A 19204-nucleotide genomic window follows, 5' to 3' on the forward strand; every position below is an offset into this window, starting at 1 on the left:
GTCCACATTCGGCACTGAATTATCTGACGCCATCAGAGTTTGCAGCACGGTGGCGAAATGGAAAATGTGAAGGTAAACAAACCGACATTACTAACTGACGGTTGTATCTAATCCTGGGGGCAGGTCAAAAATACTATATGTACCTATAGCTGCAATGAGTGCTCCTATAGCGGAAACAAACATTGATACTAGTGAATCTTCATTTATACTTTTCTTCTCAGCAACTTTTGGCTTTGAATATGTGGAGCGAATAGATTTTACTGTATCCATTAGTAACTCCCTTTTCTCTAATGGAATAAATTTGTTTCCCATAAAGCGATCTTGGATTTGTAATAAAAGTTCATCAGCCGAGTATGGGTAAGGAGTTCCTTGCTCTAACTCTTTGGCCTTAATGAATGAATTGATATCATCAATTGTTAGTTTTTTATTATAAAATAATAACTCTTGAACATCATCCACTAAGCTTTCATGAGTGATGTTTACCTTTGCTGCAGTTATATCTTTTACATAACCGGGAACATATATAAGCGAAAAATAGAATGTCCCTATCACCCCAATAAAGCTAAATATATTCCAACCATTTTTCATAACCCAGTTAAGTATTGACTTCAATTAACTCTCCTTACTTGAATTGGTGTCATTTCAGGTTTTCCACCAAGGGGTGGTCATGCAATAGTGCAATTCTCTGGATTACATGTTATGTCTTTTTCCTCATTCAAACAACAAGCTACAAATACTTAGCTCTACTTACTAACGCAACATGATGTTGCTGATCATCTTTTGAGATCTACTTATAACATCAGCTAAAAGCTTAATAAACTATAGGGCATGCTAACTTTGTTCTCACAACTGTGCATGCTTTTTGGTAGCAAGATAATGACGCAATTAATGAGCACACCTAATAAACCCTAGCTAATTACCCCATCTAATCGAATAAATCACTTTGCGTTATGCTTTTCCTACACAACAGCTAAAGGATAACGTCATGCAAACTGTAAAACTGAACAACGGTGTTGAAATGCCCCTGCTGGGCTTTGGTGTGTTTCAGATGTCTGATGCCGCTGAATGCGAAAGAGCCGTTATTGATGCCATCGATACGGGATACCGTCTGATCGATACCGCCGCGTCTTACCAGAATGAAACCCAGGTCGGGAACGCACTGAAACAGACCGGTATCGCACGTAACGAACTCTTTGTAACGACCAAGCTATGGCTGCAGGATACTAACTACGAAGGTGCTAAAGCACAGTTCGAACGCTCCCTGAATCGGCTGCAACTTGATTACGTTGACCTGTACCTGATTCACCAGCCTTACGGTGATGTCCATGGGGCATGGCGAGCTATGGAAGAACTGCAACAGGCAGGCAAAATTCGCGCCATTGGCGTCAGCAACTTCCATCCAGACCGACTGGCCGACCTTATCGCCTTCAACAAAGTGGCCCCTGCGGTAAACCAGATTGAAGTAAACCCCTTCAACCAGCAGCTGCATGCCGTTCCATGGAATCAAAGCCATGGCATTCAGCCGGAAGCCTGGGCACCGTTTGCTGAGGGTAAAAATGGTCTGTTCCTGCATCCCGTGTTAACGGCAATTGGTCAGAAGTACGGCAAAAGCGTGGGCCAGGTTGTGCTGCGTTGGATCTTCCAGCGAGGCATCGTTTCGCTGGCGAAATCGGTGCGCAAAGAACGCATGGAAGAGAACATCAACATTCTCGATTTTGAACTCAGCTCTGAAGATATGCTGCAGATTGCTGCCCTCGACTCTGCAACCAGCGCCTTCTTCTCTCACCGCGACCCGGCGATGGTGGAATGGCTGACTGGCCGCAAACTTGATGTTTAAGTCGCGATAAAAGAGGTATTCATTCAATGCAAAAACGTTATCTGGGTAAATCCCGACTCGAAATATCCGCGCTTGGGCTCGGTTGCATGGGCTTAAGCCACGGCTATGGTCCGGCGACCGATACTCGTCAGGCTATAGAGCTCATTCGCGCAGCGGTTGAACGTGGCGTCACCTTCTTCGATACCGCTGAAGTGTATGGCCCCTTCCTCAATGAAGAAGTTGTCGGCGAAGCCTTAAAACCGTTTCGTGACCGTGTGGTCATTGCCACTAAGTTTGGTTTTACTTTTGGCGACGACAACAAGCAGCAGATTTTAAACAGCCGTCCGGAGCATATCCGTGAAGCTGTGGAAGGATCATTACGCCGTCTTAAGACTGATGTCATTGACCTGCTGTATCAACACCGTGTCGATCCGGATGTCCCGATTGAAGATGTTGCGGGTACGGTAAAAGACCTGATAGCTGAAGGCAAAGTTAAACATTTCGGTCTGTCCGAAGCGGGTGCGCAGACCATTCGTCGGGCGCATGCTGTACAACCAGTCACGGCCCTGCAAAGCGAATACTCAATGTGGTGGCGCGAGCCTGAGCGGGAGATCCTGCCGTTACTGGAGGAACTGGGCATTGGTTTTGTGCCTTTCAGCCCATTAGGTAAAGGCTTCCTGACGGGCTCGATTAAGCCTGGAGCTACTTTTGGGAAGGATGATTACCGCAGCACGGTGCCGCGTTTCGCCGAGCAGGCGATTGAAGCCAATGAAAAACTGGTCTCATTGCTGGGTGAACTGGCGGCAGAGAAAGACGTGACGTCTGCACAAATCGCGCTGGCATGGCTGCTGGCACAAAAGCCGTGGATTGTTCCTATCCCTGGTACCACCAAACTACACCGGCTGGAAGAAAACCTGGGGGCTGCCGACATCATTCTTTCGCAGGATGACTCACGGCAGATAACCCAGGCGCTTGAAACGATTAAAGTCGTCGGCGAACGTTACTCTCCTGAGCACCAGGCCCGCGTAGGCCGTTAATATCCGGACGGGTCCGCTGAGATTGGCGGACCCTTTATTCCTGATAGCGAAGTGCATCGATCATCAGCGCAAAAGCTGGCGGATGCTGCTTACGGCTCGGGTAGTAAAGATAATATCCGGGGAAAGACGGACACCAGTCCTGCAGAACCTGAATCAGCTCTCCTGACTTTATATAATCCTGCACCCTGTCTTCAGGTATACAGGCGATGCCAAAACCGGATAAAGCCGCATCAATTCTTTCCGCCTGCAGATTAAACGTTACCTGCCCTTCCACTCTGACGCGTAACGGTTTCCCATCCTTCTCAAACTCCCAATGGTAAAGTCCACCGGCAGTCGGCAGGCGCATATTGATACACCGATGGTTTTGTAGCTCGTGCGGTGTTTCGGGTACGCGGCTAGCGGCAAAATAGGACGGTGCTCCCACCACTGCCATACGCATTTCCGGTCCAATCCTCACCGCGATCATATCCTTATCCACGCTTTCGCCAAGGCGGATCCCCGCATCAAAACGCCCCTCAACAATATCGACAAAACCGTTATCAACCACCAGTTCGAGATTGATTTCCGGATATTCCCTAAGGAAGGATTTTAACTTCGGCCATACCAGACTTCGCGCGGAATGCTCCCCAGCAGATAAACGGATATTGCCGGAGGCACTGCCGTTCAGTTGAACAAGCGATTCTAGCTCCTGCTCAAGATCGGCAATACGAGGTTCAAGGCAGGCAATAATTCTCTCACCGGCCTCTGTAGGGGCTACGCTTCGGGTCGTACGGGTCAGAAGGCGGATATTCAGCCTTTCCTCCAGTGCCTTCATTGCGTGACTGAGTGCAGACTGAGAAACGCCCAGTTTACCCGCTGCTTTGGTAAAACTTCGCTCCCTTGCTACCACAAGAAAGATTTGCAGTTCGTTGAAGTTTTCTTTGAGCATCGTCAATTTCCTTGTGGAGACATTCCCTTCAACGCGCACTCATGAAGGGTGTTCATAGACACAATCATTTTAGCCCCATTACTGACAATAATGATAATTGATATTCTGACTGTATCGAAAATAAGTCTGAATTATCAGAAGGTTTATCATGAAAATACTCGTTGCAGGGGCGACAGGAAGTATTGGTGTTCACGTCGTGAATACCGTTATCGAAATGGGTCATCAACCCGTGGCGCTGGTCAGAAATAAGCGCAAAGTAAAATTACTTCCTCGTGGAACGGATGTTTTTTACGGCGATGTTTCAATGCCTGAAACACTCACCGATTTGCCGAAAAATATTGATGCCATCATCTTCACTCTCGGTTCCGATGGCCAGGGGCGTATTGGTGCCAGGGCGATAGATTACGGCGGAGTGCGTAATATTTTACGAATATGCAAGGATGCACCTGTTCGTATCAGCCTAATGACCACGATTGGTGTGACTGAACGACTCAGCACCTGGAATCAACGCACTGAGGTTCATGACTGGAAAAGACGTGCCGAGCGTCTGGTTAGGGCAAGTGGTCACCCCTATACCATCGTCAGGCCCGGCTGGTTTGATTACAACAATGATGATGAGCACCGAATCGTTATGCTTCAGGGGGATCGCCGCCATACGGGAACAACGGAAGATGGTGTGATATCCCGGGAGCAAATCGCCCAGGTTCTGGTCAGTGCCCTGACCAGCGACGAGGCAAAAAATAAAACGTTCGAGCTGGTGGCTGAACAAGGAGAAGCACAACAGGATCTTACTTTGCTGTTTGCAGACCTGCAAACTGATAATCCTGAAAAAAATGATGGGGTTTTAGATTTGAACAACATGCCTTTCAGTGAAGAACCTGAGTGCATTATTAACGAGCTGAACCTGTTTTCAAAACACGTAAAATCAATCTAACACCTTTGACAACTTGGCCCAATAGAGGCCGGTCTTATGACAGTTTGGATCCGGCCTTTATTCGAAGTATGGTTTGCCGGGTAGTAATAAATTCTCGGGCAATAGAGCTGATGCTTAAGCCTAAATTAATACGCTCAATAACGACCTGTTTTGTTCTTCGTTCAGTGAACCAGATTAATGAGCACAACTGAAATTAGACATGTCCGCTTATGGCACTCAGCCGACAGTTAAACCTCTTTGCACACAGTTTCACATAGGATAAACACCTTCGACGTTACCTCTAATTACGCTTCATTTTCAGAGAGTAAAATAGTCATGTTCACTCATGCTGCGGAACGCTCATACCTGATTTATGGAACCCGCAACTATTGGTGGTCATTCTGGTGGTCTTGACAGAAAGGGAATTCATGTTTAGCTTATTTATTAGCCAGTTACTGGCGAAGGCGATCCCAGTCAGAGGAGCCAAATTAGAAAATCCCGCTTAAGGAAACTTAAGCGGGATTTTTGCTTTTTATGCCCGGAGCCCGGGCCTGTATGGCGTTGATGCAATCAGCGAGTGTGAAAATAGTCCTGATGCATTTTCAGTTTTCCCTCCGCGCCGGGAAAATTTGGTGGTCAGATTTGGGGTCAGGTGAGTTCGATGACACAGTGACCCCCAAATATCTCTTAACGACTCAAAAATCCGCAAATTAAAATCACCCGCAAAACCCTTTAATGTTTCTGATTCTCATGGCCTGTACCTTTATGCAATCTTATGACTGATTAACGCAGCTGGCCTTTCGGTAAGGCGGAAAAAAAATCGGCATGAGAAGGAGAGCGCGTCTGTTGCAGAATCTCCGCTAACGCCTCCAACGGCGCATCGGACCAGTCAGCGCGCAGATCAACGCTGGCATACTGGCGGTCGCACCAGATTTTCAGCGCCGCAGATTTAAGCCCGCGCCGGTCGCCGCCGGCCTGCGCACCGGCGTTCATGGCTCCCAGAAGGCGGTCGGCCAGCGGCAGGTCAGTTTGCAGGTGATAATTTTCCAGCATCGCAAACAGCGTTCGTTCCCCAGTCAGTAAATTCCCACCGACGACACATTGATGCCCCGCGATGCTTCCGGCCCAGACTCCGCAATCTGCCCCGCTCCACTGCGCCGTATTGCCCTGATTATCGACTATCAGTAGCTGCCTTCGGGCAGCGTCCGCATCCTGCGCCAGCAGGTTTTTCAATGTATATGCCGCATCGGCCCCCTGGTGTAACAACGTCAGACCCCGCTCCCCGTAAAGTGGATTGGTCATTGCCTGGGTGGCAATCGCGCCGGTCTGCGCACGTCCGTGTACCACCAATGCACCCACGGCAGGGCCAGCGGTAGCGGTGGCGACACCCACCGCACCTGAGTGTGGGTCCCGCGCCACGATTGAAAAAGTCATAAGTACTCCGCGACAGTCTGGTTAAATTTATACGTATAAATTATTGCAATTCAGTTAATTTATACGCATAAATAATAAACAGGACAACGCCTGATTTTTTTCTGAGGTTTCCACATAGCGTTTTATTAAGCGACGAGGTCGATATGCTGCCAGCTTTGCAAAAGTCATTTATGCCAATCTGTTTTTGTCTCTTTGCGCTGTCGTGGCAGGCTCAGGTGCAGGCCAGAACCCCTGCGGATGCGCTGTTGATTGGTCAGGTGGCTGAGCCACAATCGCTGGATCCACAGGTTGCTACCGCAGCCAACGACTCGCGCATTCTGGTGAACGTTTACGACGGACTGGTGCGTAACGGTGAGGGGAAACTGGATATCGAACCGGCGCTGGCCACTCGTTGGACAATCAGTCCCGACGGCCTTACTTACCGCTTTTATCTGCGCGAAGGGGTGAAATTTCAGGACGGAACACCGTTTAATGCCGATGCGGTGAAATTTACCTTTGACCGTATGCTGGATGATAAAAACCCGTGGCATGACACCGGGCCTTTCCCGTTGTCATTTTTCTTCTCTTCGATAAAAAACATCGAAACACCGGACCAAAATACGCTGGTCTTTACGCTGAAAGAGCCGTTCTCACCGTTTCTCTCCAACCTCGCCACGCCAACCGGCCTTATCGTGTCACCAGCGGCAGTGAAAAAATACGGCAAAGAGTTTGGCCGTCACCCGGTCGGCACTGGCGCATTCCGCTTTGCAGAATGGAAAGCCAATCAGCGCGTGGTGGTGACGGCCAATAGTGATTACTGGGACGGTAAACCTGCGGTACAAAACGTGGTGTTCCGCCCCATCACCGATGGTAATACGCGGGTCGCCGAGATGCTTTCCGGCGGCATTGATGCAATGGTAGAAGTGCCTCCTGACACGGTGAAACTGTTCAAGGAGAAAAGTGACCGCTTCCGCCTGTACCAGACTACCGGCCCACACGTCTGGTACGTGATGCTCAATACACAAGTGCCCCCCTTTAACGACGTGCGGGTGAGGCAGGCGGTGAATTACGCCATCAATAAACAGTCGCTGACAGATAAAATTTTGCAGGGTTCGGCCGACGTAGCCGAGGGCCCGATCCCCCGCGCCTTTAACTGGGCGGCCAATAAAGAGGTGACGCCCTATCCTTATGATCCGACTAAAGCCCGCGCACTGCTGAAAGCCGCCGGAGCAGAAGGGACAACGCTGACCTTCTACGTCGCCGAGGGGGGATCAGGCATGCTGGATCCCATCCCGATGGCCACCGCCATTCAGGCTGACCTGAAAGCAGTAGGTCTGAATGTTTCGCTCCAGACCTATGAGTGGAATACCTATCTATCGAAGGTTAATGCCGGTCTGGACAATCACACCCATATGGCGGAAATGGCCTGGATGACCAACGACCCTGACACCCTACCTTTCCTGACGCTACGCACCGACGCCTGGCCGAAAAAAGGCGGTTTTAACTCCGGTTATTACAGCAATCCGCAGGTGGACAATCTGTTGCAACAAGCGCGCATGACCACAGACACCGCAACGCGCGCCGCGCTTTACAGGCAGGTGCAGCAGCTCGTACATGACGATGCACCGTGGATTTTCGTCGCCAACTGGAAACAGAACGCCGTAACCTCCACACGAATTCAGCACTTCGCACTGCAACCGAATTTCAATCTGTTGCTCAACCGGGTAACCAAACAGTAATCGGAGAGAAACTTATGGGGAGTTACGTGCTTAAAAGGCTGCTCTCGACCATTCCGGTGTTTATCGGGTTGTCGCTGATTGTTTTTTTGATTATGGCAATGATCCCGGGGGATCCGGCTCAGGCGTTGCTCGGTGCCTGGGCCACGCCGGAAAACGTCGCACGGATCAATCAGGAACTCGGGCTGAATAAACCGCTCTATCAACAATATCTGATCTGGGCGGGCAATATTTTGCACGGCGATTTTGGCCGTTCTTACGTGCTTAATCGCCCGGTCATTGATGAAGTGATGGAGCGTTTTGGCGCCACGCTGTTGCTCGGAGGCTGCGCACTGCTGTTAAGCACCGTGCTGGGGCTGCTGGCCGGAATACTCTCCGCCGTCCGCCAGTTTGGCCTGGGCGACCACATCATTACGTTGCTGGTGCTGCTGGGAATTTCCATGCCTTCGTTTTGGATTGGTCTGCTGCTGATCATGCTGTTCGCCGTAGAGCTACAATGGTTCCCTGCTTCTGGTATGTATGCCATTTGGGCCGGTGGCGGCTGGCTCGACTTGCTGCATCATCTGACCTTACCCGCTATTACGCTGGCGATTGTTGCCACCGGCGTTATCGCTCGCCTGACCCGCACCGCGATGCTCGAAGTGTTGCGTCAGGACTTCATTCGTACCGCCCGCGCCAAAGGCCTGTCCGAGCGCAAAGTGATCTATAAGCACGCCTTTCGTATGGCGCTGGTGTCAGTCATTCCGGTGATCGGTATTCAGGCCGGTTTTGTGCTCGGCGGCGCGGTCTATATAGAGACGGTATTTCAGTGGCCGGGGCTTGGCGCAATGATGGTGAAAGCCGTCGCCACCCGCGACTTGCTTCTGGTACAGGGTGGCGTGCTGGTTGCCGCTGCGGCCTATGTACTGATCAACCTGTGTGCTGACATTTTACAGGCGCTTCTCGACCCGAGGTTAAAATCATGAGCCAGAACATCACCACTGTCACGCCTCGTCATCGCCAGCCGTTGTGGGCGCTGCTGTTGGCCAACCGGCTGGCCACGCTCGGCCTTATCCTGCTGGTGCTGGTGGCAGGTGCCGCCCTCGCCGCGCCGTTGCTGCCGTTACCAGACCCTGACGCCACCGATCTGCTCAACCGTCTGCTGCGACCGTTTTCGCCCGGCCACTGGCTCGGTACAGACCCGCTGGGCCGGGACATGCTCTCCCGCCTGCTGTGGGGAACCCGCGTGTCACTGGCAATGGGAGTTTGCGCCACGCTGCTGGCCGCACTGTTCGGTACACTGATTGGTCTGGTCGCCGGGTATGCCGGAGGTAAAACCGACAGCCTGTTGATGCGCCTGATCGATATGCTGATGGCCTTCCCTTATATACTGTTGGCGCTGGTGATCGTCACGGTGCTGGGTCCCGGACTGCTCAATGCGCTTTACGCCATCTCGGTGGTGAATATTCCTTTCTTCGCCCGTAATATTCGCGGTCTGACCGTTGGCCTGCGTCAGCGCGATTTTATTCAGGCGGCGCGGCTGTCGGGCAAAAATCATTTGCAAATTTTGCTGACCGAAGTGCTACCCAACATGATGCCGGTTGTGGTGGTCACCATGTCAACCACCGTCGGCTGGATGATTTTAGAGACCGCCGGGTTGTCGTTCCTCGGACTGGGAACCCAGCCACCCAACGCTGATTTAGGCTCGATGCTGGGTCAGGGACGCGCACAGATGTTCAGCGCACCGCACGTTTCCATCGTACCTGGATTGACGATTTTCATTCTTGTCATGAGTTTTAATCTGCTGGGTGACGGCGTGCGCGACCTGCTCGATCCACGCCTGAAGTCCGGCATTCTATTGCGCGGGAAAGCCGTCACTACGGTCAATCGTGCCAGCGTTCCCTCTGCCATACAGGGCAAGAATGCGCTGCTGGAAGTGGTGGATTTACAAGTGAATTTCCGCTCGGGAAAACAATCCGTCGCAGCGGTCAAAGGCGTAAGTTTTTACGTTGCCAAAGGAGAATGTCTGGGGCTGATTGGGGAGAGCGGATCTGGAAAAAGCGTCACTGCGCTGTCCGTGATGGGGCTGGTATCTTCCCCACCGGGAGAAATCACCGCTGGCGCGATTTACGTCGGCGGCGAAGAGATGCTGTCGCGAACGCAAAGCCAACTGCAACAGTGCCGCGGCGCGCGGGTGGCCTATATTTTCCAGGATCCGCTGACCACCCTGCACCCTCAGTTCAGCATTGGCGCACAAATCATTGAAGCCATTCAGGCCCATCAGCCGCTGTCAAACCGGCTGGCTAAAGAGAAAGCACTGACGCTGCTCCACAGCGTAGGAATTGATGAGGCTGCGGCGCGCTTCGACGCCTTTCCCCATCAGCTTTCTGGCGGGCAGCGTCAACGTGTCGGCATCGCAGTGGCACTGGCCAATGACCCGGAAATCATCATCGCCGATGAACCCACTACCGCGCTGGATGTCACGGTACAGGCACGTATTCTCGAGCTGCTGCAACAGCTGCGTCGTGAACGTGGCCTGACGCTGCTATTCATCACTCATGATTTTAGCGTGATCGCCCAGATTTGCGACCGGGTGGCAGTGATGCGTAACGGCGAAATTGTTGAAAGCGGTGAAACCCGGTCAGTGCTGCGGGACCCGCAGCATGATTACACCCGCAGGCTGATTGCCAGCGTGCCGAAACTCGGCCAGGGACGCGATTTCCTCAAACAGGTCGGCGAACTGTATGCCAACTCAAAACCACAGCCGGGGGCAATATGAGCAACGTGATTGAAGTCAACGGGCTGGTGAAAACCTTCGGCAGTACCTCCGGCTGGTTCTCCGGCCGCAAACTGCAGGTTGAAGCGGTAAAAGGGATATCTCTGCATCTGGCTGAAGGCGAAACGCTGGCGGTAGTGGGTGAAAGTGGTTCAGGTAAAAGTACGCTGGCGCGAATGCTGGTCGGTCTGGAACGTCCGACGTCCGGCACCATTAAACTGATGGGCGAAGCGATGTCGACACATGCTAAACGCAGCGACAAAGCCTTCGGCCAGATGATTCAGTATGTTTTTCAGGATCCTGTGGCCTCGCTCAACCCCCGAAAAACCATCGCTGATACGCTGGATGTGCCGCTGCGTTATTTATGCGCCTACCCCACCATGCGACGTAAAGCGCGAATGCTGGAATTGATGGAGGCAGTGCAGATGCCTGCCGACGCGCTCAGTGGTTATCCGCATGAGTTTTCTGGCGGTCAGGCTCAGCGGTTAGCGATTGCCCGCGCACTGGCGGCCGAGGCCCGTATTCTGGTGCTTGACGAGCCGGTCAGTGCTTTAGATGTGTCGGTACAGGCACAGGTTTTGTTATTACTCGATCGCCTGAAACGTGAGTTCGGTCTGTCGTATCTGTTTATCAGCCATGATTTAGCGGTGGTGGAGTCCATTGCCGATCGCGTGGCGGTGATGTATCACGGTGATTTAGTAGAATGCGCGGATAACGATCGGTTGTTCAACGCACCGCAGCACGCCTACACGCAACGTCTTCTGGCCAGTGCGCCAAGGGTTTAAATCAATGAAGGGATTTATGAGTATTGAAATGACACACCAACCGGAACCGGTACGCCGCAAGCGCACTGATGAAATTGTCGATGCCATCAAAGAGAGCATCATCAGCGAGAATCTGCTGCCCGGCGACCGTCTGCCGCAGGAGAAAGATCTGATAACGCGTTATGCCGCAGGGAAAGGCACAGTGCGTGAAGCGCTGAAATCTTTAGAGGTTCAGGGGCTGATCCGCACCAAAACCGGCCCCGGTGGCGGTGCGTTTATTGATTCAATGACCGAATCTCGCGCCATGAGTTTGCTGTCCAATTATCTGTTTACCCGTCAGCTTTCCATCAGCAATATCTACGCCTTGCGCAAAGCGCTGGAGCCTCTGGTGGCGGTCAGCGCCATCGGCAATATCGACGCCAAAGGCTTCGTGCAACTGCATCAGCTGATTGCCGTCTACGATCATGAACCCGCTGACGAAGCTGAACGCTGGGAACAGCGCATGGCCGAACTGGATTTTCACGGCGTGGTGGCCAGTTATTCTGACAACGTGCTGCTGGCGTTTATCTGCCATTTCCTGCAACGTCTGCTCAAAGATTTGGCCGTCTGCAAAGATATTTACCAGCGCCCCGAGCCGGTGGCGCGCAGCGTCGGCATTGATTATCAATATCGCCTGATCGACGCGATGCGCCGTCAGGATGCCGCCACCGTTCAGCAGATCATGACCGAACACATGCAGCATGCCGAAGACGCCATGCTTGGGCTGGAAGCCACGCTTGAGGAGCGTTTTTTGAGCGACCGGGCGGAGTGACGCGTATTCTGAAACCTGTTTCAGCGTGTAAGTATCCCGCTTAAGCGGAAGTTAGATCATAAAAGGTATGGGTGCCGCTGGTGTTGTGAGCAGCCAGATATTCATCTATTTTTATTATGCTGATGAAAATAAGAGAAAATGTCATGCGCCTGTACATGCTTTACCTGGGGACTATGCAGCCGGGTGATATACCTGTACCGGGATATTTGATTCAGACAGACGAAGGAATAAATATCCTTGTCGACAGTGGCTGGCCGCGCCAGGAGAGCAAAAGTTATTCCGCGCTACCCGATGCGTTGCTGATGAAAACGGTCTGACAGCGCACCCCGGGCATCATTTTTTCCAGGCCGTCTGTCAGCATTCTGCCCGCCGCATGCAGCGCATCCACAGGCATTTCAGGCAGGCTCTCAAGGATGAACCACATGCTGCTGTCTGCCACGCTCAGCCGCGTCCGGACGCCTTGTCGCCAGTTCCACCGGCGGCAGGTCACACCGGTGTCATCGCGCCAGACAACTTCTCCCGCCTCCGGTGACTCGCTTCCCGGCTGACCGTCTTTCATAGTGTCAAAAATTTCGGTTCCGTCAGCAACAACCAGCTGCGGCATCCCGGCGTAAGCCGCAAGGTTTTCACCACCTACCGGAATGGCATACCGGATGCTGACCGCGTTATACAGATCAACCACCGGATCGAGAGCGGCCATCGAGCCATCCTTTATGACGCGCTTTCTCAGGGCTTCTGCCGAACAGGGCGTACGCTTAGGTTTTGCACCGAAGGCGCGGAATACCTCCGCCCATGCGCTGAGGTGGGCCTCAGCCCAGGCAGGCTGCCCGGCCAGAGCGGCCTCGCAGGCTTCCCGCAGCGCGACTTCCCCCACCCGCTCATCGGCCACGGGGGCCGCTTTCACGCAGATGCTGAGCGCACGAAAACCCGGTGCGATGCGGTAAATTTCAGGGCTGATTGACGGTGACACGGCTGGCATAGGATAATCCTGTAATGACTGATTTATTACATGATAATGACCGATGACCAGTAAAGTCAATATAACGACCGATACCGATGCTGCCAGAATAAACGAGGCCGTTTCCGCGCGCATAAAGCTTTACCGCAGCCAGAAAAAAATGTCGCTCGATGAGCTTTCCCGCCGTGCGGGCGTCAGTAAGGGAATGCTGGTTGAGATAGAAGGATGCCGGGCCAACCCCAGCATTGCCCTGCTCTGCCGCCTTGCGTCTGCGATGAACGTCTCCGTGGCCGATTTTGTCAACGTGGCTGGCAAGCCCGCAGTTCATCTCATCAATGCCGGTGACATTCCCGTACTCTGGAAAGGAGAAAAAGGTGGCAGCGCGCGCCTGCTTGCGGGCACGAGCGGGCCGGACATGGTCGAGCTGTGGGAGTGGGTGCTTTACCCCGGGGAAACCTTTGAGTCTCCCGGCCATCCGGAAGGCACCAGTGAACTGCTTCATGTGTCCGGCGGGACCCTGACGCTCGTCGTCAGCGACACCACTTACGTGATAAGCCCCGGTGGTGCAGCGGTTGCAAGAACCGACGCGCCGCATGCCTATATGAACAGTGGCACGGAGGTGACCGTGTTTACCATGACGGTAAATGAGAAAGGCCGCTGAAAACGGTGGCTGCTGCTTCCCCGGGTGTGATTCTGAGTAGTTCGGCTACCGGTCAGCCCGGTGAGGAAAGTTCGAGGTGCGCTAAATAACCTTGTAAAAACAGCGTGCGAGAGTGAGCAGTCTCGGGCAGGGTCAGCCTGCTCACGCCCCGATGTCACGCCTAAACTGTCATCTTGACAGTTTGCTGGCTCATCTGATAAAGAAGAAGTCCCGATTGATCCCCCATCATCACTCAGCCTGTTTTGTGCGTGTTGCGGCGCTTTCTCAGACAATAAGAAGGTCAGAGTCTGACACTCCCGAAATCTGATTTTAGTATCTACCTGTATCAGGGACTAACTATGCCATTTTTGAAGTATGAAAGCGGACTTTTTACTAAAAACAAATCACGTAAAATTCTGTATATGCCAATGGCATTATCGGTGATGCTGTGTATTTTTGTTATGGTGTTTAATCTTGTCGCATTTTCTACAAAACAGAACGAGGGTTCCTGGATACAAAATTCTGGCTGGATATTTGATGGCATCCAATTGCTGATACTTAACTTTATCTTGTGGAACTTTAATCGATTATTATTGAAAACCAGTCTTCGCCGATGGATAAACGCGGGGCTGATGATATGGATTGTGTCTGCAGCATTTGATCTGATGGATGAAATTATTCGCCAGCCGATGTGGGTCGGGTATTATCTTGAGGATCTCAGTAAGCTGGCAGGTATGGTCTGCGTCTCGGCAGGCATCTATTTCATCGTACGTTATGTGAATAATAAATATTCGGATATGAGCATTAATTCATTCCGTGACGAGCTTACGCGTTTGCCAAATCGTCGTTATTTTAAAAACGCCCTTATGGACTTAGATAATGTCAGTGTTTACGTCTTTTTAATCGATATTGACTTCTTCAAAAATATAAATGACAAATACGGCCACTACATTGGCGATGATGTCCTGAGAGCCTTTAGCCTGATGCTCAGTGAACTCTTTAAAAATAACGTCATCGCCGCCCGCGTCGGCGGAGAAGAATTTGCCGTCATCGTGCAAACGTCAGTATTTGAAGAAGCACGATTAATGGCCGAAAAAATATTAGTTCATGTCAGAGAATTAGTGATTAATGATGAAATTCGCTTCACCGTCAGCATCGGTGCCGGGATAAAAAAAGAAAATGAAAGCCAGGAAAGCTTGTTCCGACGTATAGATATCGCGTTGTACCAGGCGAAGCACTCTGGAAGAAATCGTGTCGAATGGGTGGAGGAGTAAGAGATACAACGATCGGGTATCAATCCCCCTGCATAAGCCCTCCCGATTCCGTGTCCGGCCATATCATCGCGTTGATTAAAGTTGTGTAAATGTGAATCATTTACACTTTGCAATGATTGTAACTGTGAGTGATTATCATTTATTGTGCGCATGCCGCAGGGATCTTGTCCTGCCCGGGTCACAATTAGTTTCAATTACTCTGGGATATCAACGATGAATGCTTTGCCTCGCACCGGACTGCGCCGTATCACGCTTGCATCGGCTCTGGTTTTCTCCGTCAGCCTTCCGGCTTTCGCCCAAGATACTTTGACGCTTTATACCACTCGCGAACCCGGTCTGATCCAGCCATTGCTGGATAGCTGGACACAATCGAGCGGCATAAAAGTCAATACGGTTTACATCAAGGATGGCATGCTCGAACGTGTTAAAGCGGAAGGCCAGAACTCCCCTGCCGACCTGCTAATGACGGTAGATGCAGGAAATCTCATTGATTTAGTGGAAGCAGGTGTGACACAGCCTGTGGAGTCACAAACGCTTAAGACGGCTATTCCGGCAAACTTGCGAGGAGCAGATAATCAGTGGTTTGCGCTTTCGATGCGCGCTCGCGTGCTTTACGCCGAGAAATCGCTGGCGATGGATAACTGGCATTACGAACAGCTTTCCAGCCCGGAATACAAAGGCAAAGTGTGTATTCGCTCCGGCCAGCATCCTTACAATACCGGACTGATTGCCGCCATGATTGCCCACCACGGTGAAGCGAAAACCGAAGAGTGGCTGCGTGGTGTGAAGGCTAATCTGGCACGTAAAGCGACTGGCGGCGATCGTGACGTTGCTCGCGATATCCTCGGCGGTATTTGCGATATTGGCCTCGCAAACTCTTACTATATCGGCCATATGAAAAACGCCAAAGAAGGCACCGATGCGCGTAAGTGGGGCGATGCCATTAAAGTGGTGAAACCTACCTTTGAACAAGGCGGCACGCACGTGAATATCAGTGGTGCTGCAGTGGCTCGTTATGCGCCGAACAAAGCTGATGCCGTAAAACTGATGGAATATCTGGTTTCCGCACCCGCCCAGCAACAATACGCCAAAGCGAACTTTGAATACCCGGTGCTGAAAGGTGTGGCGCTTGATCCGGTGATCACCGCCACCATCGGTGAAATCGATGTCGATAAAATCCCGTTAACCGAGATGGTGAAATACCGTAAACAAGCGAGCCTGCTGGTAGATAAAGTTGGATTCGATCAATAAATCACTTCGTCTTCCGACGTTACGCGGCCTGGTTTCCGGGCCGCAGTCATTATTAACGCCGCTGCATCTTGCCGCGCTAGGTATTGCGCTTGGCGTACTCACACCTATCGTTGCGCTAATCTGGCAGGCGACACAGGCTGATTTCTCGCACTGGGATAATCTCATTACTTTTGTGCTGCCTTCGGTGTTGAAAAATACCGGGCTTTTGCTGGCAGGTGTCGCCGTGATCGTGGGGGTGACTGGCGTCGGCAGCGCGTGGGCGGTCACAGCATGGGATTTCCCCGGACGCAAAATACTTAGCTGGGCGTTACTGCTGCCGCTAGCCATGCCGACTTATATTGTGGCCTTTGCCTGGCTTGACCTGCTGCATCCCCTTGGCCCGCTACAAACATTCATTCGTTTTTTGCTGGGCTTCGACAGTCCGCGGCAGTTCCGTTTACCGGATTTACGCTCCCTGCCCGGCGCCATTATTCTGCTCGGCTTAGTGCTGTATCCTTACGTTTATCTGACGACCCGTGCGATGTTCATCAGCCAACCTGCACATTTGCTGGAAGCCGCTCGTACCCTGGGTTGCAGCGCTGCCGGTGTTTTCTTTCGTGTTGCCCTGCCGATGGCTCGCCCGGCGCTGGCTGTCGGTATCAGCCTGGCGCTACTGGAAACGCTCAATGATATCGGCGCATCTGAATTTCTTGGCGTACAAACGTTAACCGTCACCGTCTACACCACCTGGATTTCGCGTTCCGATCTTGCCGGTGCCGCGCAAATCGCCTGCATGATGCTGATGTTTATTTTCTGCATTCTGACGCTGGAATTTTATGGTCGCAGAAAACAAGGCCTTAGCAGCCGCAGCTTGCGAGAGATTCAACCAACCAGAGTACGCGGCTGGCGTGGATGGCTGCTCAGCTCGGTTATTGCGTTACCGGTTATTCTGGGGTTCCTCGCACCGGTTGTATTTTTAGCCTGGGAAAGCGCAAAGCGTTTAGGTGAAGAAAATCCCCTCTCCCCTTCGTTGCTTTCAGCCTTACAAAATACGCTGTCGCTGGCGGCAGGCACCACTCTGGTGGTGGTTTGCGTCAGTTTACTGGTGGCCTGGAGCGCGAGGCACAGTGCCGCAGATAACACGATGTCGGGCTTTCGTCGCGGCGTAATGCGCCTTGCGTCCTTAGGCTATGCGGTGCCAGGCACCATTCTGGCGATTGGTTTTCTCACTCCGGCAATGGCAGCAGACAAATGGTTGGCAGATTTAATGGATATTCGCGGCTTACCGCTGATGTCCGCCGGTATCTTGCTGGTTATCTGCTGCGCGATGCGCTTCCAGGCCATTGCCATCGGCGCACTGGATTCCGGGCTTGGCCGTATCCCTCTTTCGCTGGAACAAGCATCGCGTTTGTTGGGGGAAAATGGTGCGGGGACTTTCGTGCGGGTTCACTTCCCGTTGCTGCGCCCCGCGCTGGTTAGCAGCGCATTATTAGTCTTTGCCGACGCGATGAAAGAACTGCCGACAACCTTGCTTTTACGCCCGGTAAACTTCGAGACGCTGGCAACGTTACTCTATGCAGAAGCAGCTCGTGGAACCTATGAAGAAGGGGCCATTGCCGCCTTAATGATTGTTCTCGCAGGCACGCTGCCGGTTATATTGCTGGTGCGTCATCAGATGACTCGCCACGGCTAAAGGAACCACCATGTCAGAAATTGCGTTACGCCTTCAGGATGTGCATGTGGCTTATGACAACGGCCAGCAACCGGTATTGAAAGGATTTTCAATGTCAGTACGTGAGGGGGAGCTTGCTTGCTTATTGGGAGCCTCGGGTTGCGGGAAAACCACGGTGCTGCGTGCCGTTGCCGGGTTTGAACGGCTGCAAAGCGGTGAGATCTATGTTTCACAGCATCGCGTTGCCGGGCCAGGTCTTCATCTGCCGCCAGAAAAACGTCATGTCGGCATGGTCTTTCAGGAATATGCGTTATTCCCACACCTGACAGCTCAACAGAATGTCGCGTTTGGCCTGCGCAGGATACCGCGTGAGGAGCAACAAGCCAGAGTGACGGCGCTGTTAAGACTGGTGGAATTGCATAGCCATGCCAGCCGCTATCCCCACGAACTCTCCGGCGGGCAACAACAGCGCATTGCGTTGGCTCGCGCGCTGGCACCGAATCCAGAGATCCTATTGCTGGATGAGCCCTTTTCCAGTCTGGATAAAAAAACGCGCGAGCGACTCGGCGGCGAGGTGCGCGATATTCTGCGTGAAGCCGGGCAAACGGCACTTCTGGTGACGCACAGTGAGCAAGAAGCGCAATTGATGGCAGATCATATTGGTTATGTGCAACAGGGTGAATATCACAAAATAAAGGTGGACGATTCGAATTACGCGAACATTTAGATTTCAAGTGCAGCAAGTATTACGGTTTCCATTTTCTCCGGGGTGGTGAACGGTGCAAAACGCTTGAGCGGTTTGCCGTCGCGTCCGATCAGGAACTTAGTGAAGTTCCACTTGATCCGCCCACCGAGTACACCGGGCAATTCGTTTTTCAGATACCTAAACACCGGGTGCGTAGCAGCGCCGTTGACCTCCACTTTTTCGAATATCGGGAAGCTCACACCATAGTTGATGTGACAGGTCTGCGCGATTTCGTCGGCGCCGCCGGGTTCCTGCTTACCGAACTGGTTGCAGGGAAAACCAAGCACCACCAGACCCTGTGCAGCGTACTTCTTGTAGAGCGCTTCAAGGCCTGCGTATTGTGGCGTGAAGCCACAATGGCTGGCGGTATTCACCACCAGAACCAGCTTACCCGCATAGTCGGCCATAGAGATGAGCTGGCCATCCAGACTGGTGGCGGTGAGTTGATGAAAGGTGATCATGTCGGGCTCCTCAGAGGGAATTGGCAAAGTCGAACGAAAAGAAAAACAAAC

The 19204-nt window shown here is 52.2% G+C and carries 18 protein-coding genes and 1 pseudogene; 13 read left to right on the forward strand and 6 right to left on the reverse strand.

The window, feature by feature from the left end:
* Positions 1-90: 90 nt before the first annotated feature.
* Positions 91-612, reverse strand: a complete 522-nt coding sequence (locus LC431_RS12960; protein WP_223509960.1) for a hypothetical protein — start codon at positions 610-612, stop codon at positions 91-93.
* Between the two features lie 373 nt (positions 613-985).
* On the opposite strand from LC431_RS12960, the gene LC431_RS12965 reads away from it, so the two are divergent.
* Both LC431_RS12965 and LC431_RS12970 read left to right on the forward strand, forming a co-directional pair.
* Positions 986-1837 carry an aldo/keto reductase gene (locus tag LC431_RS12965; protein WP_223509962.1) on the forward strand — a complete coding sequence of 284 codons (852 nt, stop codon included), beginning with the start codon at positions 986-988 and terminating at the stop codon, positions 1835-1837.
* A gap of 26 nt (positions 1838-1863) precedes the next feature.
* Positions 1864-2853 carry an aldo/keto reductase gene (locus tag LC431_RS12970; protein ID WP_223509964.1) on the forward strand — a complete coding sequence of 330 codons (990 nt, stop codon included), beginning with the start codon at positions 1864-1866 and terminating at the stop codon, positions 2851-2853.
* A gap of 34 nt (positions 2854-2887) precedes the next feature.
* On the opposite strand, the gene LC431_RS12975 is transcribed toward LC431_RS12970, so the two are convergent.
* On the reverse strand, positions 2888-3781 hold the full coding sequence (locus LC431_RS12975) for a LysR family transcriptional regulator (protein ID WP_064558686.1): 894 nt from the start codon (positions 3779-3781) through the stop codon (positions 2888-2890).
* Between the two features lie 148 nt (positions 3782-3929).
* On the opposite strand from LC431_RS12975, the gene LC431_RS12980 reads away from it, so the two are divergent.
* Positions 3930-4715, forward strand: coding sequence for an SDR family oxidoreductase (locus tag LC431_RS12980; RefSeq protein ID WP_223509965.1), 786 nt, complete (start codon positions 3930-3932; stop codon positions 4713-4715).
* Positions 4716-4749: 34 nt separating this feature from the next.
* Here LC431_RS12980 and LC431_RS12985 read toward each other — a convergent pair.
* A pseudogene (locus tag LC431_RS12985) lies at positions 4750-4866 on the reverse strand (helix-turn-helix domain-containing protein); the annotation flags it as partial.
* A 611-nt stretch (positions 4867-5477) separates the two neighbouring features.
* Positions 5478-6128, reverse strand: coding sequence for a DUF1028 domain-containing protein (locus tag LC431_RS12990; RefSeq protein WP_013574980.1), 651 nt, complete (start codon positions 6126-6128; stop codon positions 5478-5480).
* 143 nt (positions 6129-6271) lie between these two features.
* On the opposite strand from LC431_RS12990, the gene LC431_RS12995 reads away from it, so the two are divergent.
* From LC431_RS12995 to LC431_RS13015, 5 genes are read left to right on the forward strand one after another with little or no spacing between them, the layout of a single operon-like run.
* Positions 6272-7846 carry an ABC transporter substrate-binding protein gene (locus tag LC431_RS12995; protein ID WP_112151785.1) on the forward strand — a complete coding sequence of 525 codons (1575 nt, stop codon included), beginning with the start codon at positions 6272-6274 and terminating at the stop codon, positions 7844-7846.
* 14 nt (positions 7847-7860) lie between these two features.
* Positions 7861-8808: an ABC transporter permease gene (locus tag LC431_RS13000; RefSeq protein WP_013574978.1), complete on the forward strand. Its 948-nt coding sequence runs from the start codon at positions 7861-7863 to the stop codon at positions 8806-8808.
* Positions 8805-10601, forward strand: coding sequence for a dipeptide/oligopeptide/nickel ABC transporter permease/ATP-binding protein (locus tag LC431_RS13005; protein ID WP_223509967.1), 1797 nt, complete (start codon positions 8805-8807; stop codon positions 10599-10601). The genes LC431_RS13000 and LC431_RS13005 overlap by 4 nt, the downstream gene beginning before the upstream one ends.
* Positions 10598-11383: an ATP-binding cassette domain-containing protein gene (locus tag LC431_RS13010; RefSeq protein WP_013574976.1), complete on the forward strand. Its 786-nt coding sequence runs from the start codon at positions 10598-10600 to the stop codon at positions 11381-11383. The genes LC431_RS13005 and LC431_RS13010 overlap by 4 nt, the downstream gene beginning before the upstream one ends.
* A 16-nt stretch (positions 11384-11399) precedes the next feature.
* Positions 11400-12173 (forward strand): FadR/GntR family transcriptional regulator, encoded by a 774-nt coding sequence (locus tag LC431_RS13015; RefSeq protein ID WP_013574975.1) that lies wholly within the window; start codon positions 11400-11402, stop codon positions 12171-12173.
* Between the two features lie 274 nt (positions 12174-12447).
* Here the strand turns inward: LC431_RS13015 and LC431_RS13020 are convergent, their stop codons facing one another.
* Positions 12448-13152 carry a B3/4 domain-containing protein gene (locus LC431_RS13020; protein WP_223509968.1) on the reverse strand — a complete coding sequence of 235 codons (705 nt, stop codon included), beginning with the start codon at positions 13150-13152 and terminating at the stop codon, positions 12448-12450.
* A 43-nt stretch (positions 13153-13195) separates the two neighbouring features.
* Between LC431_RS13020 and LC431_RS13025 the strand changes: the two genes are divergently transcribed.
* The 5 genes from LC431_RS13025 (at position 13196) to LC431_RS13045 (ending at position 18674) form a co-directional block, all read left to right on the forward strand.
* Complete coding sequence (locus LC431_RS13025) at positions 13196-13792, forward strand: XRE family transcriptional regulator (RefSeq protein WP_126124754.1); 597 nt, start codon at positions 13196-13198, stop codon at positions 13790-13792.
* A gap of 338 nt (positions 13793-14130) precedes the next feature.
* Positions 14131-15045, forward strand: coding sequence for a GGDEF domain-containing protein (locus LC431_RS13030; RefSeq protein WP_013574972.1), 915 nt, complete (start codon positions 14131-14133; stop codon positions 15043-15045).
* Positions 15046-15258: 213 nt separating this feature from the next.
* Positions 15259-16296: an extracellular solute-binding protein gene (locus tag LC431_RS13035; RefSeq protein WP_013574971.1), complete on the forward strand. Its 1038-nt coding sequence runs from the start codon at positions 15259-15261 to the stop codon at positions 16294-16296.
* Positions 16280-17968, forward strand: a complete 1689-nt coding sequence (locus LC431_RS13040) for an iron ABC transporter permease (RefSeq protein ID WP_013574970.1) — start codon at positions 16280-16282, stop codon at positions 17966-17968. The genes LC431_RS13035 and LC431_RS13040 overlap by 17 nt, the downstream gene beginning before the upstream one ends.
* 10 nt (positions 17969-17978) lie before the next feature.
* Positions 17979-18674: an ABC transporter ATP-binding protein gene (locus LC431_RS13045; RefSeq protein ID WP_015689650.1), complete on the forward strand. Its 696-nt coding sequence runs from the start codon at positions 17979-17981 to the stop codon at positions 18672-18674.
* On the opposite strand, the gene LC431_RS13050 is transcribed toward LC431_RS13045, so the two are convergent.
* Complete coding sequence (locus LC431_RS13050) at positions 18671-19153, reverse strand: glutathione peroxidase (protein WP_013574968.1); 483 nt, start codon at positions 19151-19153, stop codon at positions 18671-18673. The genes LC431_RS13045 and LC431_RS13050 overlap by 4 nt on opposite strands.
* Positions 19154-19204 lie beyond the last annotated feature (51 nt).

Source organism: Rahnella sp. GSA61A (assembly GCF_019969905.1).
GTDB lineage: Bacteria > Pseudomonadota > Gammaproteobacteria > Enterobacterales > Enterobacteriaceae > Rahnella > Rahnella aceris.

What these genes read in the sequence shown, in the direction of transcription:
- LC431_RS13030 (WP_013574972.1), top strand. Translation starts at nt 14,131, where the DNA reads ATGCCATTTTTGAAGTATGAAAGCGGACTTTTTACTAAAAACAAATCA.
- LC431_RS12980 (WP_223509965.1), top strand. Translation starts at nt 3,930, where the DNA reads ATGAAAATACTCGTTGCAGGGGCGACAGGAAGTATTGGTGTTCACGTC.
- LC431_RS13000 (WP_013574978.1), top strand. Translation starts at nt 7,861, where the DNA reads ATGGGGAGTTACGTGCTTAAAAGGCTGCTCTCGACCATTCCGGTGTTT.
- LC431_RS12995 (WP_112151785.1), top strand. Translation starts at nt 6,272, where the DNA reads ATGCTGCCAGCTTTGCAAAAGTCATTTATGCCAATCTGTTTTTGTCTC.
- LC431_RS12990 (WP_013574980.1), bottom strand. Translation starts at nt 6,128, where the DNA reads ATGACTTTTTCAATCGTGGCGCGGGACCCACACTCAGGTGCGGTGGGT.
- LC431_RS13015 (WP_013574975.1), top strand. Translation starts at nt 11,400, where the DNA reads ATGAGTATTGAAATGACACACCAACCGGAACCGGTACGCCGCAAGCGC.
- LC431_RS13010 (WP_013574976.1), top strand. Translation starts at nt 10,598, where the DNA reads ATGAGCAACGTGATTGAAGTCAACGGGCTGGTGAAAACCTTCGGCAGT.
- LC431_RS13050 (WP_013574968.1), bottom strand. Translation starts at nt 19,153, where the DNA reads ATGATCACCTTTCATCAACTCACCGCCACCAGTCTGGATGGCCAGCTC.
- LC431_RS13035 (WP_013574971.1), top strand. Translation starts at nt 15,259, where the DNA reads ATGAATGCTTTGCCTCGCACCGGACTGCGCCGTATCACGCTTGCATCG.
- LC431_RS13025 (WP_126124754.1), top strand. Translation starts at nt 13,196, where the DNA reads ATGACCAGTAAAGTCAATATAACGACCGATACCGATGCTGCCAGAATA.
- LC431_RS13005 (WP_223509967.1), top strand. Translation starts at nt 8,805, where the DNA reads ATGAGCCAGAACATCACCACTGTCACGCCTCGTCATCGCCAGCCGTTG.
- LC431_RS13045 (WP_015689650.1), top strand. Translation starts at nt 17,979, where the DNA reads ATGTCAGAAATTGCGTTACGCCTTCAGGATGTGCATGTGGCTTATGAC.
- LC431_RS12975 (WP_064558686.1), bottom strand. Translation starts at nt 3,781, where the DNA reads ATGCTCAAAGAAAACTTCAACGAACTGCAAATCTTTCTTGTGGTAGCA.
- LC431_RS12970 (WP_223509964.1), top strand. Translation starts at nt 1,864, where the DNA reads ATGCAAAAACGTTATCTGGGTAAATCCCGACTCGAAATATCCGCGCTT.
- LC431_RS12965 (WP_223509962.1), top strand. Translation starts at nt 986, where the DNA reads ATGCAAACTGTAAAACTGAACAACGGTGTTGAAATGCCCCTGCTGGGC.
- LC431_RS13020 (WP_223509968.1), bottom strand. Translation starts at nt 13,152, where the DNA reads ATGCCAGCCGTGTCACCGTCAATCAGCCCTGAAATTTACCGCATCGCA.